The 26,454-nt window shown below is 69.1% G+C and carries 24 protein-coding genes; 5 read left to right on the plus strand and 19 right to left on the minus strand.

The annotated features are described in order from the left end of the window. Positions 1 to 32: 32 nt before the first annotated feature. Entirely contained in the window at positions 33 to 815 is a 783-nt protein-coding gene (locus FBF36_RS03480) for an exonuclease domain-containing protein (RefSeq protein ID WP_034492761.1), read from the minus strand. Between the two features lie 139 nt (positions 816 to 954). Between FBF36_RS03480 and FBF36_RS03485 the strand changes: the two genes are divergently transcribed. The 3 genes from FBF36_RS03485 to FBF36_RS03495 all read left to right on the plus strand — a co-directional run bounded on the left by FBF36_RS03485 (position 955) and on the right by FBF36_RS03495 (position 3,519). Then, positions 955 to 2,088, plus strand: a complete 1,134-nt coding sequence (locus tag FBF36_RS03485; RefSeq protein ID WP_009397236.1) for a GuaB3 family IMP dehydrogenase-related protein — start codon at positions 955 to 957, stop codon at positions 2,086 to 2,088. A gap of 169 nt (positions 2,089 to 2,257) precedes the next feature. After that, positions 2,258 to 2,524, plus strand: a complete 267-nt coding sequence (locus FBF36_RS03490; RefSeq protein ID WP_009397237.1) for an HPr family phosphocarrier protein — start codon at positions 2,258 to 2,260, stop codon at positions 2,522 to 2,524. 101 nt (positions 2,525 to 2,625) lie between these two features. Further along, a complete protein-coding gene (locus FBF36_RS03495; protein WP_138137169.1) occupies positions 2,626 to 3,519 on the plus strand; it encodes a GRP family sugar transporter in 894 nt (297 codons plus the stop codon). Positions 3,520 to 3,688: 169 nt separating this feature from the next. On the opposite strand, the gene FBF36_RS03500 is transcribed toward FBF36_RS03495, so the two are convergent. Both FBF36_RS03500 and FBF36_RS03505 read right to left on the minus strand, forming a co-directional pair. Next, the gene (locus FBF36_RS03500) at positions 3,689 to 3,919 is read right to left on the minus strand and encodes a hypothetical protein (RefSeq protein WP_009396591.1); all 231 of its coding nucleotides are present in this window, start codon (positions 3,917 to 3,919) and stop codon (positions 3,689 to 3,691) included. A gap of 30 nt (positions 3,920 to 3,949) precedes the next feature. Continuing rightward, a complete protein-coding gene (locus FBF36_RS03505; RefSeq protein ID WP_009396590.1) occupies positions 3,950 to 5,668 on the minus strand; it encodes a sodium:solute symporter family protein in 1,719 nt (572 codons plus the stop codon). Positions 5,669 to 5,804: 136 nt separating this feature from the next. Here FBF36_RS03505 and FBF36_RS03510 point away from each other — a divergent pair, with 136 nt between their 5' ends. Both FBF36_RS03510 and FBF36_RS03515 read left to right on the plus strand, forming a co-directional pair. Continuing rightward, complete coding sequence (locus tag FBF36_RS03510; protein WP_009396589.1) at positions 5,805 to 6,371, plus strand: ribonuclease H family protein; 567 nt, start codon at positions 5,805 to 5,807, stop codon at positions 6,369 to 6,371. Between the two features lie 109 nt (positions 6,372 to 6,480). Continuing rightward, complete coding sequence (locus tag FBF36_RS03515) at positions 6,481 to 6,963, plus strand: GtrA family protein (RefSeq protein ID WP_009396588.1); 483 nt, start codon at positions 6,481 to 6,483, stop codon at positions 6,961 to 6,963. Between the two features lie 18 nt (positions 6,964 to 6,981). On the opposite strand, the gene FBF36_RS03520 is transcribed toward FBF36_RS03515, so the two are convergent. The 16 genes from FBF36_RS03520 to FBF36_RS03595 all read right to left on the minus strand — a co-directional run bounded on the left by FBF36_RS03520 (position 6,982) and on the right by FBF36_RS03595 (position 26,189). Next, a complete protein-coding gene (locus FBF36_RS03520; protein ID WP_034492394.1) occupies positions 6,982 to 7,731 on the minus strand; it encodes a response regulator transcription factor in 750 nt (249 codons plus the stop codon). Then, complete coding sequence (locus tag FBF36_RS03525; RefSeq protein ID WP_138137171.1) at positions 7,728 to 9,056, minus strand: sensor histidine kinase; 1,329 nt, start codon at positions 9,054 to 9,056, stop codon at positions 7,728 to 7,730. The genes FBF36_RS03520 and FBF36_RS03525 overlap by 4 nt, the downstream gene beginning before the upstream one ends. Continuing rightward, positions 9,053 to 9,946: an ABC transporter permease gene (locus tag FBF36_RS03530; RefSeq protein ID WP_034492392.1), complete on the minus strand. Its 894-nt coding sequence runs from the start codon at positions 9,944 to 9,946 to the stop codon at positions 9,053 to 9,055. Before FBF36_RS03530 ends, FBF36_RS03525 begins: the two co-directional genes overlap by 4 nt. Continuing rightward, a complete protein-coding gene (locus tag FBF36_RS03535; protein WP_009396578.1) occupies positions 9,943 to 10,854 on the minus strand; it encodes an ABC transporter permease in 912 nt (303 codons plus the stop codon). The genes FBF36_RS03530 and FBF36_RS03535 overlap by 4 nt, the downstream gene beginning before the upstream one ends. Then, entirely contained in the window at positions 10,851 to 11,780 is a 930-nt protein-coding gene (locus FBF36_RS03540; protein ID WP_009396576.1) for an ABC transporter ATP-binding protein, read from the minus strand. The genes FBF36_RS03535 and FBF36_RS03540 overlap by 4 nt, the downstream gene beginning before the upstream one ends. Before the next feature lie 369 nt (positions 11,781 to 12,149). Continuing rightward, positions 12,150 to 13,334 (minus strand): acetate/propionate family kinase, encoded by a 1,185-nt coding sequence (locus FBF36_RS03545; protein ID WP_009396573.1) that lies wholly within the window; start codon positions 13,332 to 13,334, stop codon positions 12,150 to 12,152. Between the two features lie 117 nt (positions 13,335 to 13,451). After that, positions 13,452 to 15,506, minus strand: a complete 2,055-nt coding sequence (gene pta, locus FBF36_RS03550) for a phosphate acetyltransferase (RefSeq protein ID WP_034492390.1) — start codon at positions 15,504 to 15,506, stop codon at positions 13,452 to 13,454. A gap of 173 nt (positions 15,507 to 15,679) precedes the next feature. Next, complete coding sequence (locus FBF36_RS03555; protein ID WP_009396569.1) at positions 15,680 to 16,714, minus strand: PepSY-associated TM helix domain-containing protein; 1,035 nt, start codon at positions 16,712 to 16,714, stop codon at positions 15,680 to 15,682. Positions 16,715 to 16,736: 22 nt separating this feature from the next. Next, positions 16,737 to 17,138 carry a hypothetical protein gene (locus FBF36_RS03560; protein ID WP_009396567.1) on the minus strand — a complete coding sequence of 134 codons (402 nt, stop codon included), beginning with the start codon at positions 17,136 to 17,138 and terminating at the stop codon, positions 16,737 to 16,739. 177 nt (positions 17,139 to 17,315) lie between these two features. Then, positions 17,316 to 18,089: a sulfite exporter TauE/SafE family protein gene (locus FBF36_RS03565; RefSeq protein WP_009396565.1), complete on the minus strand. Its 774-nt coding sequence runs from the start codon at positions 18,087 to 18,089 to the stop codon at positions 17,316 to 17,318. Between the two features lie 133 nt (positions 18,090 to 18,222). Beyond that, positions 18,223 to 19,221 carry a sugar phosphate isomerase/epimerase family protein gene (locus FBF36_RS03570; RefSeq protein WP_009396563.1) on the minus strand — a complete coding sequence of 333 codons (999 nt, stop codon included), beginning with the start codon at positions 19,219 to 19,221 and terminating at the stop codon, positions 18,223 to 18,225. Positions 19,222 to 19,318: 97 nt separating this feature from the next. Beyond that, positions 19,319 to 20,545, minus strand: coding sequence for a Gfo/Idh/MocA family protein (locus FBF36_RS03575; RefSeq protein ID WP_138137173.1), 1,227 nt, complete (start codon positions 20,543 to 20,545; stop codon positions 19,319 to 19,321). Positions 20,546 to 20,816: 271 nt separating this feature from the next. Continuing rightward, positions 20,817 to 21,845, minus strand: a complete 1,029-nt coding sequence (locus tag FBF36_RS03580; protein ID WP_009396556.1) for a LacI family DNA-binding transcriptional regulator — start codon at positions 21,843 to 21,845, stop codon at positions 20,817 to 20,819. 238 nt (positions 21,846 to 22,083) lie between these two features. Next, entirely contained in the window at positions 22,084 to 23,010 is a 927-nt protein-coding gene (iolE, locus tag FBF36_RS03585; protein ID WP_009396555.1) for a myo-inosose-2 dehydratase, read from the minus strand. Between the two features lie 231 nt (positions 23,011 to 23,241). Further along, positions 23,242 to 24,897 (minus strand): MFS transporter, encoded by a 1,656-nt coding sequence (locus tag FBF36_RS03590; RefSeq protein WP_009396548.1) that lies wholly within the window; start codon positions 24,895 to 24,897, stop codon positions 23,242 to 23,244. Between the two features lie 95 nt (positions 24,898 to 24,992). After that, on the minus strand, positions 24,993 to 26,189 hold the full coding sequence (locus FBF36_RS03595) for a Gfo/Idh/MocA family protein (protein ID WP_009396546.1): 1,197 nt from the start codon (positions 26,187 to 26,189) through the stop codon (positions 24,993 to 24,995). Positions 26,190 to 26,454: the final 265 nt, after the last annotated feature.

Consider the following 26,454-nt stretch of genomic DNA (forward strand, 5'->3'; position numbering starts at 1 on the left):
GTCGGTTGTACGGCGGGTGATCTCGGAAGGGCTCAGCACATGGGGGAGTCCGGCAGGGGCCAAGCGGTCTGGGCCCGTGCGCGTGAGGGATTCTTGCGTGCCAGCCATTCGTTGAAGGACTCCGCCCAGGTGCGGTGGGCTCGGGTCTGGAAGGTTACGAGCTCATCAGGGCCGAGCTTCGAGACCTGCGGGTGGGCCGCGGCCAGGGCCTCGAGCACATCGAGCGTGGCGGCCACGTCCACCTCCGCAGTGTGCAGGGCCTCATTGACGTGCACGCCGTAGACCTCGCAGAGGTCACCCAGGCGGCGCTTGCCCCGGCGGTAGCGATCCACGGCCCGGTCCAGGACCAGCGGGTCGGCGATGGGCCCCAGCTCGCGGCCAAGGCGCGAGCGCATCGTGGGAAGTCCGTGGCGAGCGAGCTCGGCCTCCATGAGTGTCAGATCGTAGGAGGCGTTGAAGGCGATGACCGGGGTACCGGCCGTCATGGCCGCCACCAGGTGGTCACTGACCTCTGTCAGCACCTCGGTCACCGGCCGTCCCTCGGCTCGGGCTCGCTCGGTGGTCACGCCGTGGACCGCCGAGGCGGCCTCGGGGATCTCCACGCCGGGATCGGCGAGCCACGTGGTCACGGACTGCGGCCGGACTCCATCGGCCTGAGGCTCCGCCCGCCAGACGAGCGCCGCCGTGACCAGGCGGTCCCCGGAGGGATCCACTCCGGTGGTCTCGGTGTCGAAGCCGAGCAGGGGACCGAAGGGCCAGGCCGAAGGGACGGTGGCTGTGTCGTCGGACATGGAGGAGGAGTGCGGGGTGCTCATGGCCCCCAGCATGCCACCGGACTACGACATCAATGCGCCAGCACCAGTGCGCCTCGGCCGGCGTCCGGTGCCCCCGTGCGCGTGGCTGCCCCGCCGGTCGGTCCGGTGGAGAAGGGGATGGGCCCTCTAGGATCGGGTCATGAGCACAGAGGTCGAGATCGGACGTTCCAAGCGTGCCCTGCGCGCCTACTCCTTCGACGACATCGCCCTGGTGCCGGCACGCCGTACTCGAGACACCTCCGAGGTGCGCGTGGGCTGGCAGATCGACGCCTACCACGTGGACCTGCCGGTCATGGCCTCCCCCATGGACTCGGTGATGAGTCCCGAGACCGCCATCATGGTGGGGCGCCTGGGCGGGATCGGCGTGCTGGACCTGGAGGGGTTGTGGACCCGCTACGAGGACCCCACCGGGGCCCTCGAGCGCATCCGCCAGGCCGACCCCTCCCGGGCCACCAGCGTCCTGCAGGAGGTCTACCGCGCTCCGGTCAGACCCGAGCTCATCACCGAACGGCTCACCCAGATCCGTGCCTCCGGCGTCGTCGTCGCCGGGCGACTCAGCCCCGCCCAGACGCAGCGCCACTGGCGCACCGTGGTCGAGGCGGGCGTGGACCTCATGGTCATCCGCGGCTCCTTCGTGTCGGCCGAGCACGTCTCCGGAGCCGTCGAGCCCCTCAACCTCAAGCGCTTCATCTACGAGCTCGACGTGCCCGTGGTGGTCGGCGGGGTGACCACCTACACCGCTGCCCTCCACCTCATGCGCACCGGTGCGGCCGGGGTCCTCGTGGGGCAGGGCGGTGGCGCATCCTCGTCCGTGCGTCAGGTCCTGGGACTGCACATGCCCATGGCCACCGCCGTGGCCGACGTCGCCGGGGCCCGGCGCGACTACCTCGACGAGTCAGGGGGCCGCTACGTCCACGTCATCGCCGACGGCTCGGTGGGCAACTCCGGCGACGTCGTCAAGGCCATCGCCTGCGGCGCGGACGCCGTCATGCTCGGGGCCGCCCTGGCCCGGGCCGAGGAGGCTCCCGGTGGCGGCTACCACTGGGGCGCCGAGGCCCGACATGAGCGCCTGCCGCGGGGCTTCCGCAGCCATGTGGGCACGGTCGGCACCATGGCCGAGATCCTCAACGGCCCCTCCGACCGCGCCGACGGCACGCTCAACATCATGGGAGCCCTGCGCCGCACTCTGGCAACCACCGGATATGCGGACGTCAAGGAGCTCCAGCGGGTCGAGATCGTCCTGGCTCCCTACACCGGCTCCACCGGTTCTTGAGCGAGTGCCGCCACGACAAACCTCGTTTTTGAAGGGGTGGAACAGTGCAACAGAGCTGTGATCTCGGGTAGTCTCAGCCGGGACGGCAGCCACTGCGCTGCTCAGACCGGTGCGGGGGCATGATCCGGTTCCCGCACCGCTAGCCCCCACATGTCGCAAGGAGCTTCACATGGCCCAGGTCACCGCCACCATCGCTTCCAAGGTCGGTCTGCACGCCCGCCCCGCCGCCACCTTCGTCAAGGCCGTCGCCGAGAAGGGCGTCCCGGTCACCATCGCCAAGGAGGGCGGCGCCGCGGTTGACGCCTCCTCCATCCTCGGTGTGATGACCCTGGGTGCCGGCTTCGGTGACGTCGTCACCCTGGCCTCCGACGCCGACGGCGCAGACGCAGCCCTTGAGGACCTCAAGGCCCTCCTGGAGACCGACCTGGACGCCTGAGAACAGGTTCAACCGGACGGGGCGCGCTCCACTGCGGGGCGCGCCCCGTCCGCGTTGGGACGCTGGCAAGCACCCGTGCCGAAGAGCGCCGCGGACCCGCCATGAGCATCGCCGTCGCCCTCGTGCCCTCCCTGCTGTTCGGGGCACTGTCCCTTCTTCTCGGAGCCTTCCCCACCGACATCCGCCGCCAGAACACCGCGGTCATGGTGGGAGCCGGAGCCGTCTCGCTCGGATGCGCCGCCATGCTCGGCTCGCCCTGGTCCCTGAGCGCCACCGTGTGGGGCGTGGCCTGCGGACTCATGTGGACCGGCGGGCAGGTCTTCGTCCTGTGGGCCTTCCGCGCCTGGGGCGTCAGCCGCACCATGCCGCTGACCACGGCCCTCCAGCTCCTGCTCAACGCCACCCTGGGCGTGAGCCTCTTCGGTGAGTGGCGTGCTCCCGGGGCCCTGATCCTGGGAATGGTGGCGCTCGCGCTCATCATGCTCGGTGCCGCCGCCTGCTCCTGGCAGGAGCGCACCGGCCCCGGTCCCACGGCTGCGCAGCGACGCGACGGCCTACTGGCCACCGCTGCCTCAGCCGTCCTCTACGGCTCCTACCCCTCGCTGCTGCGCGCCGTGGAGGTGCCCCCGGCCCACGCCGTCGGACCCATGGGGCTGGGGCTGCTGGCCGGTGCCGGCCTGTGCGCCCTCATCCTGCCGCGGCGCGCGCCCCTACGGGGCCCGCGGATCGTTCCGGCCGCGCTCGCCGGGGGCCTGTGGGCGGTCGGTAACGCCCTCATGCTGCGCTCGACGGCGGCCGTGGGCGTGGCCTCCGGCTTCACCCTCTCCCAGCTCGGCTTCGTCCTGGCCACCCTCGGCGGCCTGACCATCCTGGGGGAGGAGCGCACCGGCCGGGAACGCACGGTGGTGGCCGCGGGCGTGGTGGCCGCCGTCGTCGGCCTGGTCCTCATGGGGCTGGCGACAGGCATGGACACCGGCGCGCCCCCCTCACGGTAGCCGGCGCTCGGGAGGTGGATCTTCTCAGACCGCGTGAGGGCGGAGGGTCCGCGCGCGGACACGACGACGGCGCCGTCGCAACGGGAGGCTGCGGCGACGCCGTCGATCCGATCGGCCGTGATGTGGAGGCGGCCCTCACTGGTGCGGGCCCAGTGCGGCCCCGCCGGTCTCAGTCCTGCTCGCCCCCGGAGGGGTTCGGCTTGATCCACCACCACAGGCCCATGCCCGCTGCGATGGCCAGCAGACCCAGACCCGCCCACAGGTTGGCGTTGATGCCGCCGGTCTTGCTCATCTCCTCAGTGCTGTTGAACAGGACCGCGCACACCACCAGGTAGAGGCCGATGAGTCCCAGAGCGCCGGTGATGACCGCCCGGATGTCCGTGAGTGAACGATTGCTCATGAGTGTTCTCCTTCGTGTGTCCGAGCGGGTCTAGTGGAAGATGCTGTTGAGCGTGATGACCAGGGCCCCGGCGATGATCCCCAGCGGGATCGGACGACGGTACCAGGGCAGCTCGTGCAGGTGCGGGTCGGTGCGCTCGCTCTTGGGGGTCAGGGCGTAGACGAAGCCCGTGAGCTCGGAGTCGGGCTTCGGTGTCGTGGTCAGGGAGACCAGCACCGTGATGACGACGTCGACCGTGAAGGCCACGCCCGCCGCGAGGAAGGCTCCGCCCTGCCCCGGCATGACCAGGTGCTCGGTCCAGATGAGGATGTTGACCACCAGGGCGCCCAGGGTTCCGCCGATGAGGCCGATCCAACCGGCATGCGGGGTGGCCCGCTTCCAGAACATCCCGATGATGAAGGTCGCGAACAGCGGCGCGTTGAACATCGAGAACAGCGTCTGAAGGTAGTCCATGAGGTTGGAGTAGCTCGACGCGATGATCGCGGTGAGGATCGCGACCACGGAGGCCGTCAGGGTCGAGAGCTTGCCGACCATGAGGTAGTGGGCGTCGTCGGCGTTCTTCTTGATGTAGTGCTGGTAGATGTCCACGCCCCACACGGTGTTGAAGGCGGAGATGTTCGCCGCCATACCCGCCATGAAGGATGCCAGCAGACCCGTGATCGCCAGCCCCAGCAGACCGTTGGGCAGCAGGTCGCGCATGAGGTAGAGGATTGCGTCATTGAACTGGTAGGTCTTGGTGGCCCCAGACTTGAGCTGCTGGACCTCGGAGACCATGACGCCGGCGACCATGCCCGGGACGATGACGAGGAAGGGCACGAACATCTTGACGAAGGTGCCGATGATCGGGGTCGACTGAGCCGAGGAGATCGAGTCCGAGGCCATGGCCCGCTGCACCTCGACGAAGTTCGTCGTCCAGTAGCCGAAGGACAGCACGAAGCCCAGGCCGAAGACCAGACCGATGACGGACAGCAGGTTGGAGTCGAAGCCGGAGATCGAGTTGCCGGGCCACGAGTGCAGCTGCTGGGCCGGATCAGTACCGGCGGCCGTGGCGGCTTCGGTGATCTTGCTGGTCAGGCCGTGCCAGCCGCCCACGCGGTGCAGGCCGATGAGGGTCAGGGGCAGCAGGGCCGCCACGATGACGAAGAACTGAAGGACCTCGTTGTAGATCGCAGCGGAGAGCCCACCCATGGTGATGTAGGAGAAGACGATGACGGCCGCCACGATGAGCCCCACCCACAGGGGCCAGCCCAGCAGCCAGTTCATGATCTTGCCCAGCAGGTACAGGTTGATGCCGGCGATGAGCAGCTGGGCCAGGGCGAAGCTGAGTGCGTTAACCAGGTGTGCGGCGGTGCCGTAGCGCTTGAGCATGAACTCTGGGACCGAGCGCACCTTGGAGCCGTAGTAGAAGGGCATCATGACCAGACCCAGGAAGATCATGGCCGGGACCGCACCGATCCAGAAGTAGTGGAAGGTCGGCATGCCGTACTCGGCGCCGTTGGCGGACATTCCCATGATCTCGACGGCGCCGAGGTTCGCCGAGACGAAGGCGATACCCGTCACCCAGGCCGGCAGGGACCGCCCCGAGGTGAGGAAGCCGTCGGCCGTGGCCGCCTTGGACCGGGCGATGAGCCCGACGCCAATGACGAAGGCGAAGTAGATCGCGATGGGGATGTAGTCGTACCAGCGTGCGGCAATGAGTGTGCCGGAAGCCGCTGACGAGGCTGATAAAGCGCTCAGCGTGGAGGACATCGGTGTACCTCTCAGTGGATATGTTTCAGATGGCAAGATCATTCTTGCTGTGCGGCAGGTTAGCACGGCACCGATCACGGCACGGGAGGCCGAACTTGTCCGGGATGCACCGGGGAGGCTGGGTAGAGTGCCCTTCATGACACTGACTGCTGCTGCCGACGGCTCCTCCCTGGGCAACCCGGGACCGGCCGGCTGGGCCTGGTACGTGGACGACGACTGCTGGGCCGCCGGAGGCTGGGAGAGCTCGACCAACAACCGCGGCGAGCTCACCGCCGTCCTCGAGCTCCTGCGGGCAACCGAGGCCGCCGGCCTCGCCGGCGAGGAGCTCCTCATCCAGTGCGACTCCCAGTACGTCATCAACTCTCTGACGAAGTGGCGCCACGGCTGGAAGAAGCGCGGCTGGCGCAAGGCCGACGGCAAGCCGGTCCTCAACGCCGACCTCGTCAAGGACCTCGATGCCGCGCTCGCGGGTCGCACCGTGCGCTTCGAGTGGGTGCGCGGGCACGTCGGCCACCCCATGAACGAGGCCGCCGACTCCCGGGCCCGCGGCGCCGCCACAGCATTCCAGCAGGGTCGCCCGGTGCCCGCAGGCCCGGGATGGACCCATGGCGGCCGGGCACCGGGGAACCGGAGGACGGCGCAGGCGCCGAGTGCGGTGTCGTCGAGCACCCCCGCCGCGCCGCAGACCGACGCCCTGTTCTGAGGCCGAGGATCGGGGCGCAGCGTCCGCAGGACCCCGGTGACCTCCTCTCACAGAAACGGCACAGGTCCGTCAAACACGTGGCATAAGGCCTCCGGCGAGGCTTGTAGCCATGACGACAACGAGCCCCGCCCTCCCCGCATCCCGCCCGGCGATCCTGAACCTCCTGGCCCGCCTGCGCCGCCGAGTTCCCACGGTCGTCCTTTTTGCCGCTGTGTCCTTCACCGGCTGGAGCGTCGACTACGCGCTGGTCCTCATCCTCAACTCGCTGACCGACTCGGTCCTCTATGCCGTCGTCGGAGCCAGGATCGTCTCCTGCACTCTGGGCTTCCTGCTCAACCGACGCCTGTGCGGGGCCTCCCCGGAGAGCTTCTGGCGCTCGGCCGGCGGCTACGCGGCGGTCCAGGGCGGGGTCGCGGCGACGTCCTACGCCGGCATCGCGGTCCTCACCAGCGCCGGCGCGCCCCTGTGGCTGGCCAAGGTGCTCGTTGACTCCACGCTCTTCGTCGTCAACTACCTGGCCCAGTCCCGCCTCGTCTACCGGGCCCCGGCGCAGCAGCCCGTCCTGGCGCCGGCCCTGACCACCGCAGCCTGAGAGGGCGGGCGCGGCGGCTCAGGACTGCGCGTCGCGCATGAGGATGACGAGCTGGACCCGGTCGCGCAGGTCCAGCTTGGTCAGGATCCGGGTGACGTTCTTCTTGACCGAGTCCGGGGCCAGGACGAGTCGCTGAGCGATCTCCGCGTTCGTCAGCCCCTGGGCCACCAGGTCGGCCACCTCGCGCTCACGGGGGCTGAGATCGTCGAGGCGCTGCCGTGCCGCGCGTTGCCGGGGTGAGGTGACGGGGCTGAGCATGTGCCGGTTGAGCAGCTCGCGGGTAATGCGCGGAGTGAGGATCGCGTCTCCGGAGCTGACCGCCCGCAGCGCCTGGTGGAGGTCGGCCGTGCGGGTGTCCTTGAGCAGGAAGCCGGAGGCGCCGGCCGACAGCGCCCCGAAGGCGAACTCGTCCTGGTCGTAGGTGGTCAGCACCAGGACCCGGATCGAGGGGTAGAGCTGGGAGATGCGTGCCGTGGCATCGATCCCGTTGAGCACGGGCATGCGCACGTCCATGAGGACGACGTCGGGTAGTGGCCTGCGCTCCTGAAGCAGGGCTGCGAGCTGGTCGAGGGCGTCCTGGCCGTGGGTGGCCTGGGCCGTGACCCGCAGGTCGTCGGCCCGGTTGATGATGAGGGACAGACCCATGCGGGTGGCTCGCTGGTCATCGACGATCATCACCGTGATCGGCGTGCGACCGTTCGATGGGCTCGCGGTGCCCGGCCCGGAGGCGGCGGGGGAGGAGGTGGGGTTGGCGGTGGATCGGCTCATCGCGATGTGCCTTCCGGGAAGGGGACGACGGCGCGCAGCACCCAGCCGGATGCGCCCTCATCGGTCGCGGGGCCGGCGGACATCGTGCCACCGTGCTCACCGACCACGGCCGCCAGGTTGGCCAGTCCGTGCCCGGCCGCGGGCGACGCCTGCGTCGAGCCGGGACCGTCGTCTCCTGAGCCGGTCTGAGCGCCACGACCGTCGTCGGACACGGTGATCCGTGTGGAGGCCTGGTCGTGGTCCAGGGAGATGACGACGCGCGTGGCGCCCTCGGCATGGCGCATGACGTTGGTCAGGGCCTCCCGGACGACGACATAGACGACCTCCCCGAGGACCTGACTGCCCGCGGTGCCGCGGGGATGCCGCCCGGTCTCGCTGAGGGCCGCACTGATACCGGTGGCTCTCACCGTGGTCAGCAGGCCGGGGAGCCGGTCCCATCCGGGTGCGCCCCCGGGGGCCTGCCTGTGCTCCGTGCCCAGGCCGGCCGGGTCCACGGCGGCGTCGGCACCGGCGTCGTCGGGGGAGGGGCCCGGTGCCGTCTGGAGCGAGGCGACGGCACGTCTGGTGTCCGCCAGGCCCTCGCGGGCCAGGGCGTTCATCATGTCGATGGCCTCGTCGGTCTGCGGGCTGCCGCCGGCCCCCTGCATCCCCTCGGACAGGGCGATGATCGCGGTGAGGGCGTGGCCCACGGAGTCGTGGAGCTCGGCCGCCACCCGGGCCTGGTGACGAGCGGCGTCACGTTGAGCGACCAGCCGCTGCTCTGCGGACTGCGCCGCGAGCTGGGCGTCCCCGTGCTCCAGGGCCTGCCGGCGCGAGCGGGAGATCGAGGCCACCGCGAGCACGAGCACCAGGGTGAAGATCCCAGGGCTCAAGGCACCCACCTGTGGCCACTTGGCCAACGTCGTGGGAGTGAGGGCGCACAGCGCGCAGACGCTGAAGCCGATGAGTCGGTCACGGCTGGGGGCGGTGACGAGCAGGGCGTAGAGAGCCAGCATGGATAGCAGGTTGAGTCCACCGCGTGGCCCCCACAGGTCGCCGGCGGCCGAGGCCAGGCTCGTGGCGGTGACGACGGCCAGGGGCCAGCGCCGTCGGGCCAGCAGCGATCCGGCGAGCAGCAGGGAGGCGATGACCCAGCCTCGCAGGGGCAGGTGCGGGTAGGTGTACGAGGCCACGTTCAGCACCATCAGCTGGAAGAGGCCCGCGGCCCCGGCCACCGCCCACAGGGTCAGGGTGCTGGAGCGCCACCACTGAGCCACCCGGTCCAGGAGGGTCCGCGGGACCCATGAGACGTCTTCCGAGTGAGGTGCTGCGGGAACATGGCTCATGACTGGCGCCTCACTGCTCGGCGCAGAGCCAGGGCCAGCAGGACCACCCACACCAGGCAGATGACGCCCTCGAATGCTGCGGCGCCCAGTGAGGTCACGTAGCCCGGGCTCATGGCCGACGTGGTTCGGGTCAGTGAGGCTGCGGGGTTGAGGACGCTCAGCGGTCGAGCCGTGAGAAGCATCGCCATACCCGCAATGATGCTCAGCAGCACCGTGGACATCGTGGTGGCGAAGGACGTCATGACCGCGCCCAGCCAGGTGACGAAGGTGAGGATGACCCACATTCCCAGCGCGACGACGGCGAAGCGCGGCAGGTAGGCGACCAGGCCCACCAGTCTGAAGCCCAGGGCGAGGCCCGTCACCGCGGTGGTCAGGACCAGGACCGCGGTGGTGAGGGCCGCGACCTGGAGCCCGTGCAGCAGCTTCCCCGCAACCATGGTGGTCTCCAGCCCGGTGGCGCTCATCCTCTGCCAGTTCCTTCCCTGGTGCTCATTGCTGGCGATCTGCGCGGCGAAGGCACCCAGCGCCAGCGGCAGGAACACCATTGAGAGCAGGAGCGTGGACTGGGACCACGTGATCTCCCAGGTGACGCCCTGGGCCTCGAACTGGCTGCGGTAGGTGCGGTACTGCAGGTAGCCGGACAGGGAGCCCAGGGAGCACAGGACGGTGACGGCGACCCAGTACCACCGGTTGGGGGCCTTGCGGTTCTCCCAGTACCAGGCGGCTCGCACCGACGCGCGGGACTGGGGGGCCGGGGGAGCAGTCCGGCTCAGGCCGGTCGGCTGCGGCGTCGTGGACGGGCCGGAGGGACCGGGGAGCGCTGACGGGTGCTGAGCGGGCCGGAGGGGCCGGCCTGCAGTGGGGCGTGTAACTGGTGCGGTGGTGCTCATCGGTGATTCTCCTGGTGGACGATAACGAGGTGGGCGGCGACGGTCCACCCGACCGCGACCAGCGCGGCGAGTGCCGCCAGGGTCCACGGCTGGGACACGAGCGTCATGTCGCCGCCTTCCCGCATGGACTTGTAGGAGGCGACCGTGTCAATGGGGGTGGCGGCCGGAACGATGCCCCAGGGCAGCAGCCATGAGAACTTCCCGAGGTAGGCGTAGGGCAGGCTCTCGGCGATGAGGCCGCCGATGGCCGCCACCCCCAGGCCGATGCCCTGCTTGTCGAAGCAGGTGGACAGCGTCAGCTGGACCGCGGAGATGGCCAGCGTGGAGCACGCCACCACCACAAGGGCGGGAGGCAGTGTGCGCCAGTAGGAGTCGGTGACGGTCAGCCCGATCGAGCCGGCCAGCACGCTGAGCAGCGCGAAGATGCTCGCCTCCATGCACAGGACCGTGAGGATCACGATGACCAGCTTGCCCCGGTAGCGGGTCAGGGGGCTCTGCCCCAGCGCCGTCATCAGCTGCCCCATGCGCTCCTCGGTGTCCACGGTGACGATGCGCGAGGCCAGGACCGCGGTGATGATGGGCATGAGGAAGGCGATGATCTGGATGAATTCATTCAGGGCGAGAGTGGCGTGGCGTGCCTCAGCCGGGCCGCTCGCCCGATGAATGATGAGCAGGCTGCTCCATGCCAGGCACACGGCGGTGGCGCTGGCGGCGATGAGCCAGTAGCGCTTGCGGCGCAGCTTGCCCAGCTCGAGGGCCAAGGTGGTCCGCGCGCTGCGGAGCGCAGAGACGGGGAGCTCGAGCGGTGCTGCTGGTTGCGTCGGGGGCTGTGTCAGGTGCTGTGTCGGTGGTGCCGGCTGCGCGGCCACGGTGGTCGCCGGGCCCACTGTGCTCACGGGGGTGCTCATCGGTTGACCTCCTGAGAGGCGAGGGGCGGCTGGGGGGCCAGGACCGGCTCGGTCAGCTCCAGGAAGGCCTGCTCGAGAGTCTTGCGTACGGTCTGGACCCGGTAGACGGTCGTTCCGGAGGAGACGATGCGGGTGATGAGCTCGCCGACGACGTCGTCGGGCATCATGGGGGTGCGCACGGCACCGTCCCGCACCTCGTGGGTCACCCCCAGGGAGGTCAGGAGCGCGGCGACGGCCGCGGGCTCGGAGACGAGTAGCTCGATGACCCCGTCGTCGCGCAGTCCGGCCAGGGTGCCCTGGTAGCGCAGGCGTCCGGCGCAGATGATGCCGACGGTGTCGGCCATCTGCTCGATCTCGGACAGAATGTGGGAGGAGACGATGATCGTCACGCCCTCCTGACGGGCCAGGGTGACGATGAGCTGGCGGATCTCGGCCACCCCGGCGGGGTCGAGACCGTTGGTCGGCTCGTCCAGGAGCATGAGGGCCGGGTTCGACAGCAGCGCCATGGCCAGTCCCAGGCGCTGCTTCATGCCCATGGAGTAGTGCTTGACCTGCTTGTTCTCCTGGCCGACGAGGTTGACGGTGGCCAGGGCGTGCTGGACGCGGTTGGAGGCCAGCCCCAGGTAGGAGGCCACCATGGCCAGGTTCTCCTTGCCGGTCAGGCTCGGGTAGTAGGAGGGACCCTCGATGAGGGAGCCGATGGTTCCCGGCGACAGGGGGTGGCGCTGGCTGACCGGGCGTCCCAGGACACTCATGCGGCCCGACGTTGGCCGGGTCAGTCCTAGCAGGAGCTTCATCGTGGTGGACTTGCCGGCTCCGTTGGGGCCCAGGAAGCCGTAGATGCCGCCGGAGGGCACGGACAGGTTCAAGCCGTCGACGGCGTTGACGCCGTTGTAGGTGCGGGTCAGTCCCTCGGTGGTTACCACGAGTCCCTCGGAGGGGGAGGAGGCGGCTGGGGCGGGCACGGCGCCGGGGGAGGCCGTGGCTGGAATGAAGGGCGCGGTCGGTTGCGGAGCCGGTGCGAGGGCCGGCGCGCTCCCGCTGAAGTCCGCGGTCTGGTGCAGGGGCGTTGTTGGAGGGGCGGGGGGTCTTGGTGTGCTGGTGACAGGTGCGTTGCTCATGACTCCATGGAAGCCTCCGGGAGGAGGCACGCGCACCGCTGACGGCCTGTTTGTCACCCCTGGGGGACGACGACGGTGCCGCAGCCACCCCTGGTGGGGCGGCTGCGGCACCGCGTGATTGTCCTGGCCCTGCAGTGCTGGGCGTCAGATTCTTGTGCGCGCTCTAGGAGCGGCTCAGATGAGGGTGAGTGCCTGTCGGGCGATAGCGAGCTCCTCGTTGGTGGGCACCACGAGCACGGTGACCTTCGAGTCCGGCGTGGAGATGACCCGCGGCTCGTCGGAGCGGGTCTCGTTGACCTCCTGGTCGATCGTGACGCCCATGAAGCCCAGGCGCTCGCCGAGCTCGCGGCGCAGGTTCGCGTCGTTCTCGCCGATACCGGCGGTGAAGGTCAGGGCGTCCAGGCCGCCCATGACGGCGGTGTAGGCGCCCACGTACTTCACGAGGCGGTGCAGGTAGATGTCCATGGCCTCGCGGGCCTCCTGCTCACCGGCGCCGATGCGCTTCCACACCTCGCGCATGTCGTTGTCCCCGGCCAGGCCCTTCATACCCGAGCCACGGTTGAACAGGTGGTCGATCTCGTCGATCGACATGCCGGCCACCCGCGCCAGGTGGAAGACGGCGGCCGGGTCGATGTCACCGGTGCGCCCACCCATGACCAGGCCCTCCAGCGGGGTCAGGCCCATGGATGTGTCCACGGCGTGCCCGGCCACGACCGCCGAGGCCGAGGCCCCGTTGCCCAGGTGCAGGACGACCTGCTTGAGGTCGTCGCGCCCCAGGAGCTCCGAGACCGCCCCGGAGACGAACTGGTGGCTGGTGCCGTGAGCCCCGTAGCGGCGGATGGAGTAGGTGTCGGCGACCTCGCGATCCAGGGCGTAGCGGGCGGCCTCCTCAGGGAGGTCCTGGAAGAAGGCGGTGTCGAAGACGGCCACGTGCGGCACGTCGGACAGGAGCCGGCGCCCCACCTCGATGCCCTTGAGGTGGGCGGGGTTGTGCAGCGGGCCCAGCGGCACGAGCTGCTCGATACGGGCCACGACGTCGTCGTCGATGAGGGCCGGGCCGGAGAAGTAGCGTCCTCCCTGGACGACCCGGTGGCCCACGGCCACGATGTGGGCGTCGGCCAGGGAGGGGCCCTGCTCCTCGAACAGGCGCAGCACCTCGGACAGGCCGAAGCCGTGGTCGGGGACCGGCTCGGTGATCTCGGTGCGCTCCTCGCCGTGCTTGTGGGTGATGGCGCCGGTCTCCTCGCCGATGCGCTCCACCAGGCCGGAGGCGAGCGAGGCGCCCGAGTCGGGGTCGACCAGCTGGTACTTGATGGAGGAGGAGCCGGAGTTGATAACGAGGACGGTGCGCTGAGTCACGGGGTGCCTTTCAAGAACGGTCGGGGATGAACGCGGGGATGACTGGATGACTGATGAGGGTCCCGGGTGAGCCTCAGCGGCGTGGGACCGGTGCCCGGCCCCACGTCGCTGAAGGGCTCAGCCCTGGGCCTGGACGGCGGTGATGGCGACGGTGTTGATGATGTCCTCCACCAGGGCGCCGCGCGAGAGGTCGTTGACCGGTTTGTTGAGACCCTGAAGGACCGGGCCGATGGCGATGGCGCCCGAGGAGCGCTGGACCGCCTTGTAGCCGATGTTGCCGCTGGACAGGTCCGGGAAGATGAAGACGTTGGCCCGCCCGGCCACGAGCGAGTCCGGGGCCTTCTTGGCGGCCACGGTCGGGTCGATGGCGGCGTCGTACTGGATGGGGCCCTCGACGGCGAGGTCGGGTTCCTTGGCCCGTACCAGCTCGGTGGCCTCACGGACCTTGTCCACGTCCGCGCCCTTACCGGAGGTCCCGGTGGAGAAGGACAGCATCGCCACGCGCGGCTCGACGCCGAACTGGCGGGCCGTGGCGGCCGAGGAGATGGCGATGTCGGCCAGCTCGGCGGCGTTGGGCTCGGGGTTGACGGCGCAGTCGCCGTAGACGAGCACCCGGTCCTGCAGGAGCATGAGGAAGACCGAGGAGACGATCGAGGTCCCCGGCTTGGTCTTGATGATCTGGAAGGAGGGGACGATCGTGTGAGCGGTGGTGTGGGCGGCGCCCGAGACCATGCCGTCGGCGTCTCCCATGTGGACCATCATCGTGCCGAAGTAGGATACGTCCTGGACCTTCTCACGGGCCTGCTCCAGGGTGACGCCCTTCTTGGACCGCAGGCGGGCGAACTCCTCGGCGTACTTCTCCAGCAGCTCGGGGTCGTTCGTGGCGACGACCCGGGCGGCGGCGATGTCCAGGCCCAGCTCGGTGGCGCGGGCCCGCACCGTGGTCTCGTCGCCCAGCAGCACCAGGTCGGCGATCCCGCGGCGCAGGATGGCGTCGGCGGCCCGCAGGACCCGGTCGTCCTCCGGCTCGGGCAGGACGATCGTCCTGCGGTTGGCGCGCGAGCGCTCCACCAGCTCGGCCTGGAACATGATGGGGGTGACGACCTCGGAGGGCTCGACCTCCAGGGCCGACAGGAGGGCATCGACGTCGGCCTCCTGCTCGAAGGTGGTCACGGCGACGTCGATCTTGCGCTCCGAGCCGTGGGCGAGCAGGCCCTGCAGGGAGCCGGCCGCGGAGGCGGCGGTGAAGGTGTCCAGCGGGGAGGTGATGACCGGGATGTTGACGTCCAGCCCCTCCAGGAGGCGCAGCGCGTGGGGAGCCACCTCGAAGCCGCCGTTGAGGATGAGGCCGGACAGGATCGGGAAGCTCGAGGAGGCCTGGGCCGCCATGAGGGAGATGAGCATGGCGGAGCGGTCGGCCGGAACGATGGCGAGCTGGCCCGCGGTCAGGCGCTCCAGGACGTGGGCGACGTCCATGGCGCACACGAGGACGGACTCGGCCTCGCGGTCGAGCAGCGTCTCGTCGCCGGCGATGAGAGTGCCCTCGACGGCGTCGAGCACCTCGCGCACCACCGGAGCCGCCAGCAGCGGCACCTCGGGCAGCGTGGTGGAGGTGATGCCCTCGATGGCGGTCAGTGCCTCGCCGACGGCCTGGCGGGTCTCGGGAAGGCACTTGTTGGCCACGACCGCGACGGTGCGGGCGTGGTTGTCGGCGATCTCGGCCATGGAGACCTCCACGGAGGCGACGACGTCCTCCACGTCGTGCTGTCCGGAGACCACCAGCAGCACGGGGACGCCGATGTTGGCCGCCACCCGGGCGTTGAGGGCCAGCTCGGGGTTGCCGGCGACGTCGGTGAAGTCCGAGCCGTCGATGATGACGACGTCGTGCTCGCGCGCCAGGGCCCGGTAGGCGTCGACGATACGTGCCAGGGCCTCCTCGGGGTCGGCGTGGAACTCGTCCCAGGTCGCGCCGACGCACTGCTCTGCGGGCGTGGTGGAGCCGGCACGGTTCAGCAGGAGGCTGAGGAAGGCATCGCCCTCACGGCTCTCCACGAAGGGGCGGAAGACGCCGACCTTGGCAACCACCTTGGTCAGGCAGGAGACCAGCCCGAGGGCCACCGTTGACTTCCCGGTTCCGGCGTTGGGTGAGGCGATGTAGATACTGCGCGCCACGTTAGGTCCTTCTCGCGTTGTCTTGGAGTCAGGGGCGCCGGCTCATTCCGGTGCCGTACGGGTCCGATTGTGCCCCCACCTGCGGTTCATCTGCGACCAAAGGCCCGATCTCCGTCCGTCTTGTGATGTGGGAACGGGCACACACCAGGGGGTTGGTACAGGTGTCATAGGTGCTAACCCGCTCGAGCGGTCGGCTCGCGGGCGGGCGTGGAGGGGACCGTGGCCCGCCCGGTACCGGGGTCGACGTTCACTGCGACGCTGTTGTGGGACTGCCGAGAGGTGACCCGTTCTCCTTGCGAGACCCAGATCGTGTATGTCGACGACGGGTCGCCCGGTTCAGGGAGGAACAGGGCGACCGCCTGCCCGCCGCCTGCCTCCTGCGCCGCGGCGACAGCGCGATGCGGCCCGATGTCCTGGTCCTGGCCCGTGCTGGTCGGTTCCACCGGGGACTGGTACCCGGTCATCGAGACGGGGGACGCGGGCTGGGTGGGGCGGATGCTGAACACGCTGGCGTAATAGCCCCACAGGAACAGCAGGGGAAGGAGGACCAGGCCGGCCGCCTTGAAGAGATCGGTGTCCCGCGACAGGCGCTGGGTGCGCCAGTGGGAGGACAGTGCGGTGCGTCGATAGCGCTGCATCGGCCACCACGTGCGCAGCCCGCTGACTGTGAGGACTACCAGGACCACGCCCGAGGTGGCCACGACCAGGCCCCCGACGGTCAGGCCCCGGTGACTGCCCCACCATCCGGTGTGGGGGATCTCCTGGGACAGCCAGTGCACGTGGCCGGGACCCTGGCAGGACAGCAGGCAGCGGTGCAGGTTGTCCAGGGCGGCAACCCACTCCGGGATCGCCGACGCCCTGCTGATCTCGTGCCCGGTGGAGGGGTCGACCGTGTAGGTGGCCCGCTCGGTCCTGACCTCGACGATGTCGGTGTCCCACGTCGCTGACAGGACGGGCTCGTCGGGATGACCGTTCTGGACCGTCTCGACCGCCTGAGGCAGTGAGACCTGACCGGGGTCGGCGTCGTGGGTGTAGGCGGTCGGGTTCAACGAGCGCATGATCTCTCCCTGGTGCGGCAGGAGCACGCCGCTGAGAGTAATGATCAGCAGCCCCAGACCGACTGCCGCCGACAGCCAGCGGCGCACGAGCGCCATCACCCGGGAGGTGCGGGAGGGCGGGGAGGGTTCGGTCTCGGCCGTGGGATCCATGACGGTCTCGATGCGGAAGGGGTTACGACCCGGCGGGGGTCAGCAGGGCGGCCGCGGCGCACAGACAGGCGAGGGTCGCGATGAGGGCGTAGACGTGGTGACCGCGCTCCTGCCGTCGCCACAGAGAGCAGGCACCACTGACGCTGACGGCGGCGCCGGCGACCTGAATGACCAGGGCGACGCCTACGGCCAGGGGGCCGGCGTTGCCGATGGCGGGAGCCAGGGCGTAGACGATGACGCACCTGAGCCCCGATGCCCACAGTCCCAGCATGACGGCATGGATATCGGCACTGACCATGATGGGGGCCGCCGCGTCGTCCTGGGTGAGGGGGGAGGGTGTCGGGGGCGCGACATTGTCGACGTCGTCTCCGGCGTCCCTGCCTGACGAAACGTCAACATAATCAATACTGGCCGTACTCTTCATACTGATGAATACGGTAACGGTCAGGATAAATCACGTCAACGCTCCGCCGTGAGCGGGGGATGTGATGTCAGACAGGCGTATTTGAGGGAAATAACCGCTGGTAGGGCCCTGTTTTGTAGGCCGGGGAAATAAGGGTTGCTGGGCTGTGTTCCGAACGAGTTCCGGACGCGGCCCGGCTCAGCGAAGCAGAGGCAGCGCGGAGATGATGGTCAGCGCGACGATGATCGGCTCGAAGATCCGCTGATCCATGTGCTCGGCGAGGCGGCGACCGGCCAGGGCCGAGGCGATGACGACCGGTGCTGCGATCACGGCCAGTGACAGGGTCGTGGGGTTGACCAGGCCGGCTGAGACGGAGAAGGGCAGCTTGACCAGGTTGACCAGGAAGAAGAACCAGGCCGTCGTCCCCAGGAACGCCTTGACCGGATAGCGGCAGGCCAGGAAGTACATGGAGGTCACCGGTCCTCCGGCGTTGGCGACCATTGTGGTGAAGCCGGCCAGACTGCCGTAGACCAGGCGGGCCGGGCGGCTGCCGGCCGGGGCCGGGCGCGCCGACTCGGGCGCCTCGTCGGACCTGTTCCTGGCGGCCGAGCGGCGCTGCAGGAGCGTGATGAGGACCAGGATCAGCAGGATGGCGCCGATGAGGCGGCGAGTGGAGTCGTTGGAGGCCAGGTGCAGGAACAGGGCGCCGGCGCCGACGCCGGTCAGGACCGCGGGGACGAGCCTGCGCAGCATGCGGAAGTCCGCGTCGCCGCGATAGCTCCACACGGCCAGCAGGTCGCCGGTCATGAGCATGAGCAGGATGGCACCGGTGGACTCCTTGGCCGGCAGCGCCGCGGTGCACAGGGCCACGGCGATGGTGGCAGCCCCGGGCAGGGCGGTCTTGGCGATGCCGCACAGGGCCGCCACGACCGCGAGCAGGATCCAGGCGGTTGCGGTCAAGGAGGGGAGCACAGGACCTCTCAGCGGTGAGAAGAGTCGGGGTGTGGTCTGAACTTTGTCCAGACTAATGTATGACCGTCGACGGCGAGGACCGATGGGGGCCTCGCCATCGACGGTGACCTGTGTGAGGTCCACCAGGTGCGGCTCAGAGCCGGGCGGCGGCCTCCAGGAGGTTGCGTGCGGAGATCTGGAGCCCCTTGACGTTGCCGTACTCGGCGTCCTCGTGCTCGATGTTGACGTTCATCTCCGGATCGATCTCGGTGATGGCGGCCAGGAACCGAGCCCAGTAGTCGGTGTCGTGCCCCAGGCCGAGGGCGACGAACCGCCAGGCCGGGTCCTGCGGCCAGGAATTGCACCAGTAGCCGTAGGCCACCGGGACCTTGCCCTCCGCCTCAGCGGGAACGCGGCCGAAGTCGGTGTCCAGGACCCCTCGGTAGGCGGCTCCGGGGAAGACCCTGGTGTCCTTGGCGTGGACGTGTCCCACCAGGGAGCCCAGGCGCTTGGTGGCCTCGATCGGGTCCATCTGCTGCCAGAACAGGTGGGAGGGATCCATGTTGACCTTGATATGGGTCGCCCCGGTCTCCTCGACAAGCCTCTCGAAGGAGGGGACGTTGAAGACCAGGTTGCGCGGGTGCAGCTCCAGGCAGACCTGGACGTCGTTGTCGCGGGCCAGGGCGTCGATCTCCTTGAAGAAGGGGACGACGACGCTCCACTGGTAGTCCAGGATCTCCATGTCGATCCCGTTCCAGGGGTTGACCACCCAGGTGGGGTACTTCGCGCTCGGGTCGGTGCCGGGGGTACCGGACATGGTGACGATCTCCTTGACGCCGAGCAGACCGGCCAGGCGGATGGCTGCCCGGATGTCCTCGGCGTGCTTGAGTCCCTCGTTGGGCAGCGGGGAGGTGGGGTTGCCCGAGGTATTGAGGCCTGAGAGCGTCATCGCCTTGTCCTTGAAGACGCCCAGGTACTCCTCGCGGGCGGTGGACGAGGCCAGCAGGGCGTCGACGGGGCAGTGCGGGGAGGGGATGAATCCTCCGACGTTGACCTCCGCCCCAGTAAGCCCCGCGTCCTTGAGGACGTCGAGGGCCTCGGGCAGGGAACGGTCCTGGAGGCAGGCGGTGTAGGCGCCGTAGGTCAGCGGCATGGGAAGTCTCCTTGCGTGTCGTTCGATACGTCGTTGGGTGTCGGTGCGTCTGAGGGGGTCGGGCCAGCGGAGCGGACGAGGCACCGCCGGGAAGGTCTTACAGGCTCGCGAGCTCGGGCAGGTCCGAGACGTCGACGGCGGCGCCCCCGGTAGCGGCCGATCGGGCCACGGCGTCGGCCAGGAGCATCTCCCGGTAGCCGTCGGCGAAGCTGGCGCACCGGGGCAGGGCCCCCTGCTCGGGGGCGACGCCGGCGACCTGCTGGAGGAAGGCGTGGGCCTGGTAGGTGAACTGCTCGATCTGGGTCAGCCCGACCCCGCCGAAGGCCATGGAGGAGCCCCGTGCGAAGTAGGGGAAGTCGGGGCCCACCAGGACGCGGCGGGCCCCGCCCAGCCCGGCCGGGGAGTTGACGTCGTCGATCTTGATCTCACCGCATCGCGCCAGGTCCCAGGAGGCGCGGCCCTTGGTGCCCAGCACGTCGACCATGAGGGAGTTGGGCAGGCCCCAGGCCACGCGCGAGCAGGAGAAGGTGCCCACGGCTCCGTTGGCGAAGTGTGCGGTGAAGGTGGCGATGTCGTCGTTCTCCACCGGCTCGTAGGTGACGTCAGCGCAGTCGCCGTCGCCCAGAGCGGTGCCGCGAGTGACGTGTCCAGCGGTCACGGGGCGCTCCTTGATGGAGGTCATCATGGCTGCGCCCGAGACCGAGGTGATGGGGCCACAGATGAGCTCGGCGGTATCGATGAGGTGACTGCCGACGTCGCCCAGGGCCCCCGAGCCCATGGGGCCCTTGTAGCGCCAGGCCATGGGGGTGGAGGGGTCGACGCCGTAGTCGCACCAGTAGCGGCCGTCGAAGTGGTTGATCTCGCCCAGGTGGCCCTCGGCGACGAGCTTGGCGAGCTCGGCCACGGCGGCGTTGCGGCGGTAGGTGAATCCGACGCCGGTGACGCCGCCGGCCTCCTTCTCGGCCCGCGCCATGGCGCGGGCGGACTCGAGCGTGTCCGCCAGGGGCTTCTCGCACAGGACGTGCTTGCCGGCCCTGATGAGGGCCTCGGCGATCTCGCGGTGCAGGGCGTTTCCCACCACGATGGAGACGATGTCGATGTCCGGGTCCTCGGCCACGACGCGCCAGTCGTCGACGGCGCGCTCGTAGCCGTAGCGCTGGGCGGCGTCCTCGGCGAAGGGGAGGTAGGCGTCGGCGATGGTGTGCAGGCGGACCGGCGGCAGGCCCAGGTCGAAGACGGTTCCGACCTGGCGCCAGGCGTTGGCGTGGGTGGTACCGGCCATTCCGGCACCGATGACGGCGACTGACAGGGGAGTGGTGCTCATGGTTGCCTCGGGTGTCCTCGTTGACGAGCGGGTGGCGGGTGAAGTCCTGTGCTGACATGAATTCACGCGCGTGAATTCATGACTTCAGTCTGAGTGCCGGTGCTGGTTGTGTCAACCGATGAGGAGAAACTTCATCCTGACAAAGGAGTTGTCCTGAGGGCGGGGGACAGAAGTTGGAGCCGTTGGTCCTTGATCGGAGGCGGTTCGAGGCACCACCGCTGTCCGACGACGGACGGTGCGCGAGTCGGCTCGGCGCCCGGCGTGGTGCTCGTCAGCGTCCCAGGGACGAGGCGCGCGTGATGAGCCGCGGCTCCAGGACCACGCTGCGGGCCTCGGTCCCGGTGCCCGCCTCGGCCTGCGTTCCGTCGTCGGACGTGAGCCCGGCGCGCCGGCACACCAGGTCCACCGCGCACTCGCCCAGGCGTTCCTCGGGCTGGTCGACGCTGGTCAGGGAGAACTCCTCGCGCAGGGCCAGGTAGGTGTTGTCGTAGGAGACCAGGGCGACGTCGACTCCGGGCTCGCGGCGGCTCTCGCGCAGGACGGGCACCGCGTCGATGGCCAGGGCGTCGTTGTGAATGACCAGGCCCAGTGGCTCGGAGTGGTCCTGCAGGGCCGTCCGTGTGGCGGGGCCGGCGTCCTCGCCGCAGCTGCGCACCTCGAAGGCCGACCCGGTTGCCCGAGTGGCGTGCGCCAACGAGCCTTCTCGGTCGTGGCGGGAGGCCGCATCGGTCAGGCGCGGGCCGATGTAGCAGATGGTGCGCATGCCCCGGGATGCCAGATGATCGGCGACGAGTCGGGCGGCGGCGGCCTCGTCGACCCGCACGGAGTCGACCCGCCCGCCTGGGCTGCGCCGTCCGATGACGCATACGGGCACCTCCTCACCGATGGCCAGCAGGTCCTCGCCGGGCAGCCAGGGCGAGACGAGGATGATGCCCGCGACGCGGACGCCCAGCAGGCTCTCGACGGCCTGGTGCAGGACCTCGGGCTGGTCGGAGCCGACCGTGACGAACAGGGTGAGGCCGCGCTGGGCGGCCGCTCGGCCCAGGCTGGCCGCGATCTGCTCGAAGAAGGCGTTGCGCAGGTTGGGCAGCACCAGGCCGATGATGCTCGAGCGCTTCCGGGCCAGCGAGGAGGCTGAGACGTTGACCCGGTATCCGAGGGAGGCGGCCACCTCCTCGATGCGCTCGCGGGTGTCTGCGGCGACCTTGGGTGAGCCGCTCAGAGCCAGCGAGACCAGGCTGCGCGAGACCCCTGCGGCGCGTGCGACGTCGCTCTGGGTGGCGGCGTGAGCCTTGGTCACCGTCTCCTCCTGCTTCCTCCGGTGCCGGGTTGCCTCTCGCAGGACGCGTTCAGGCGGGTGCCCGGCTACCGGGAAGGCTACAGGCTGATCCGGAGGGCTGTGGCGGCGGTCGGTGGGGGCTCGCGCAGTAGATGGGGAACGACGACGCTCCCGACCATCGCTGGTCGGGAGCGTCGAGCTGAGGCGTCAGCCGGTGGGATCCGTTCGGCGGGGGAGTCCGTGCGAGTCCCGTGACGTCTCAGGCCTTGAAGAGGGTTCCCTCAAGGTAGGCGCGCGCCTTGCGGGCGTACTCCAGGGGGTTGGCGATGGCCGGGTCCTGCTCGGCCTCCACCAGGATCCACTCGGAGTAGCCGTGGTCCACGAGGAACTTGTAGGGGACGGTGAAGTCGATCGTGCCGTCGCCGGGGACGGTGAACATGCCGGCCAGGAAGGAGTCGAGGAAGGAGCGCTCGGCGGCCTTGGACTCCGCCATCTTCTCGGGGCGCACGTCCTTGAAGTGGACGTGCTTGACGCGGTCGATGGTGGCCTCCAGCAGGCCCATGACGTCGCCGTCACCCACGTAGGCGTGGCCGGTGTCGAACAGGAGGGAGACCTTGGCCGGGTCGGTCAGCTCCATGAGCCGGATGGTCTCCTCCTTGGTCTGGATGACCGTGCCCAGGTGGTGGTGGTAGACGAGCTCGAGACCGTGGGCGTGGGCGACGTCGCCGAGCCGGTTGAGGCCCTCGGCCAGCACCGGCCACTGCTCCTCGGTGAGCACCGGCTTGTTGGTGAAGATGCAGACGTCACGGATGCCCTGGACCGAGCCGGTCTGCTCGGAGACGACGACGCGGGTGGCGCCCAGGTACTCCAGGTAGGCGCAGGTGGCCTCGAAGTCGGGGACGACGGCCTCGACGCCGTCGCGCAGGATGAAGGAGGAGAACCACTGGGCGACGATCTTGATGCCGCGGGCCTCGGCGGCGGCCTTGACCTCCTCCTTGGGCGGGAAGAAGCCGGCGCACTCGGTGCCCGCGTAGCCGGTGTCGGCCAGGTCGAGGAGCATGTCCTCCAGGGTGTTGAAGGCGCCGACCTCCGGGATGTCGTCATTGCGCCAGGTGATCGGGTGCATGCCCCAGGAGATGCCGTGGGGGTCGGAGATGGCGGTTGCGGGGTCGAGGGTGAAGGACATCGTTGCTCCGTGTTCTCGCTCGTGTGGTGATGTGCGGTGGTGAGTGGGTGGGTGGCGGTGAGGCGCGGGTGGCTGGTGCGCCGTCGGCTCGTGTCCGCCAGTGGTGCGCTCCCGGGAGGAGGGGCCGGCGTCGGTGCCGGGTGGTGGCCCGTGCAACGAACCTAGCAACAGGACTTTGTCCTGACAAGCCCTTGTCGGGTCCTCCCGGGAGCGCGTTTTCTGGGGATGGGGTCAGGAGTAGAGCTTCTCCATCTCGACCTCGATCTCCTCCAGGGACTTGTCCTTGGTCTCCGGCATGATCTTGAACAGGACGACGGCGACGACCAGGTTGAGCACGCCGTAGATGGTGTAGGTGATACCGCCACCCAGCGTCTCCATCATGGGCGGGAAGGTCCAGGTGATGATGGCGTTGGCGGTCCACATGCAGAAGATCGCCGTGCCGTTCATGATGCCGCGGACATTGGCCGGGAAGATCTCACCCATCATCGTCCACACGATCGTGCCGTTGGAGGACTGCACGATGAGCATGAAGACGGACATGAGTCCCAGGATGAGGTAGGCGGCCCAGGCGGGTGGAGTGGTGTGGTTGGCCATGTGCGGGGCGATGAAGAACTGGAAGGTCGCTGCGATGCCCAGGAGGGTGATACCCACGCCGATGACGTCGCCGATGAGCACCTGGCGGCGCCGGAACTTCAGGATGAGCCAGATGCCGATGGCGGAGCCGATGACCGACATGACGCCGTTGGCCACCTGTGCGGTGATGGATGCCGAGGTGGACATGCCGGCGTACTCCAGCACCTTGGGGGCGTAGTACATGACGGTGTTGACGCCGGTGGTCTGGTTGACCACGGCCAGGAAGATGCCGACCAGCAGCAGCTTGCGCAGCCAGGGCGTGGCCATGACGTGGCTGAAGCCCTTGCGCTGGGACTCCTCGTCCTTCTCGTGCTGGCGGGCCTCGACCATCTCCATGATCTCGTCCTCGATGGAGCCGTCCTTCTCCGGGACACGCACGCGCTTGAGGGAGCCGATGGCGTCGTAGAGGCGCTCCTTGGCCAGGTACCAGCGCGAGGACTCGGGCATGAGGCGGATACCGATCCACAGGGCCACGGCCGGGATGGAGCACAGGACCAGCATGTAGCGCCAGGCCTCGCCGTTACCGGCGCTGATGCTGAGCTGGTCGAGGAAGGCGTGGTACTCGTCCGCGCTCATCGGGCCGCCCTTGGAGGCCTGGAGCTTGGCGATCTCGTCGAAGGCGTAGCTGTTCGGGGCGAAGCGTCCGCTGGGGTCCTCGGCGATGGTGATCATCGGGCCGCCCTGGAGGGAGTTGATGATGGCGTTCATCGAGAAGGCGAGCAGCTGTCCGGTGACGATCATGAGCTGGTCGATGGCCACGATGGAGCCGCGAATGCGTTTGGGGGCCGTTTCCGCCAGGTAGACGGGGACCGTCGCGGAGGCGGCTCCGACGGCGAAGCCCAGGACGACGCGGAAGGGGTACATGACCCAGACGTTGGGGGCGAACGTGGTGCCGAGCGCGCCGACGAAGAACAGGAAGGCCAGGAAGGTGATGTTGTGGCGCCGGCCCCAGCGGTCCGACATGAGTCCGCCCAGCAGCGCGCCCAGCGCCGCTCCGACCAGCAGGGTGCCGCCGATGGCTCCTTCCTCGAAGGAGGTCAGCTGGAGGCCCTTGGCGTCGAAGGGCATGTACATGTACGGCAGGGCGCCGGAGATGACGCCGGTGTCGTATCCGAAGAGCAGTGAGCCGAGCGTGGCCACGGCGGCGATGGCGATGACGCCGCGGTGCTTGCCCGAAGGCGGTGTGTCGGCCACTGCCTTGGTGAGCTCTTCCCTGGTGAGTCCACGCAGGGACGTCGTGACTCCCTGAGACATAGGGGGTCTCCTCTCAGTCCTGCGGCGACGATGCCGCAGGGGTTGTTGTGATGGGTGGGTGGTGGAGTGAAGAGAAAGGTGAGGCTCGACGCGGCTCAGGCGTCGAAGGTGGTGCGTCCTTCGACGCGGGGGACCTCGTGCCACTGGCCGTCGGCCGCCGAGGCGACAACGGCCTCGTCGACCTCCGCGGCGCACCAGGCGTCGGCGGCCGAGGGGGCCACCTGCTTGCCGGTGAGGATGGACTCGATGAACTGTGCGGCCTCGATGGCCTTCATGTCGTCGAAGCCCATGGAGGTGCCGATGGCGGGCTGGAAGCGCTGCCACTGGCCCCACTGGGGGCCGGCCATGGCGCGGGTGTAACCGTGGGAGGCGCCGCCGTCGAGCACGGGGCAGATCTCCAGCTCGTTGAGGCGCTCGAAGTTCCACCGGGCCGAGCCCTTCGTGCCGTAGACCTCGACGACGTACTCGGCGCGCGGTCCCACGCTGACGAGGGAGGACTCCATGGTCCCCACGGTGCCGTTCTCGAAGCGCACGAGCATGGAGACGTAGTCCTCGTTCTCCACCGGGCCCACCTCGTCGCCGATCTCGAATCCCGAGTGGCCGATACCCATCTTGGTGGGGATGGGGCGCTCAGTGATGAAGGTGTCGGTGACCGCGGTGACCGAGGAGATGCGACCCACGATGTACTGGGCCAGGTCCGCCCCGTGGCTCATGAGGTCGGGCACGACGCCGGCCCCGGCCTTCTCCTTCGAGGCCCGCCAGGTCAGGGGGCCCATGGGGGAGGAGTTGTAGTCGGCGATGAACCACACGCGCACGTTCGTGATCCGTCCCAGCTCGCCGCCGCGCACCAGGGAGCGCAGGTACTCAATGGCCGGGGTGTGGCGGTAGTTGAAGCCAACGGCGGTCGTCAGTCCCGCCTTCTCGGCGGCCTGAGCGATCTCCCGGGACTGCGCGGCGCTGACCCCCATGGGCTTCTCGATCCAGAAGGGCTTGCCGGCCTCGATGGCCGCCATGGCCATCTCGTGGTGGAGGAAGTTGGGGGCGCAGATGGAGACGGCCTCCACCTCGGGGTCGGCCAGCAGGTCGCGGTAGTCGGCGTAGGCGCGCTCGAAGCCCAGGTTGTCCACCGCCTCCTGGCGCACCTCGTCCACTGGGTCGGCGGCGGCGACCAGGCGCGGGACTACTTCCAGCTCGGGGAAGCGCTCGGCGATGGCGCGGTAGCTGCGGGAGTGAAGCCGTCCCATCCAGCCCAGGGAGATGACTCCGATACCCAGTATTCTCTTGTCGGTCATTACGGTCCTTCCCGACAACATTGTCGGCTGCTGCGTGTGTGGAAGTGCGTCCGGAAGCCCCAGGAAGCACCTGTCGTTAATGACGTCACAGGAAGATATCAAAGCACCTTTGTCCTGACAAGAGGGGAATATGAGGTCTGATGACCGCCCTGAGCAGGGACTACTTGCTCGCCAGCGTTGTCAGATAAGATGCTCTCGACTGGTGTCCAACGATGGACCCCGGTTCCCGCGGATCATGCAGGTTCGCGAGGCACAACGGCGTGGA

This window comes from Actinomyces sp. oral taxon 171 str. F0337, assembly GCF_005696555.1.
GTDB lineage: Bacteria > Actinomycetota > Actinomycetes > Actinomycetales > Actinomycetaceae > Actinomyces > Actinomyces oris_E.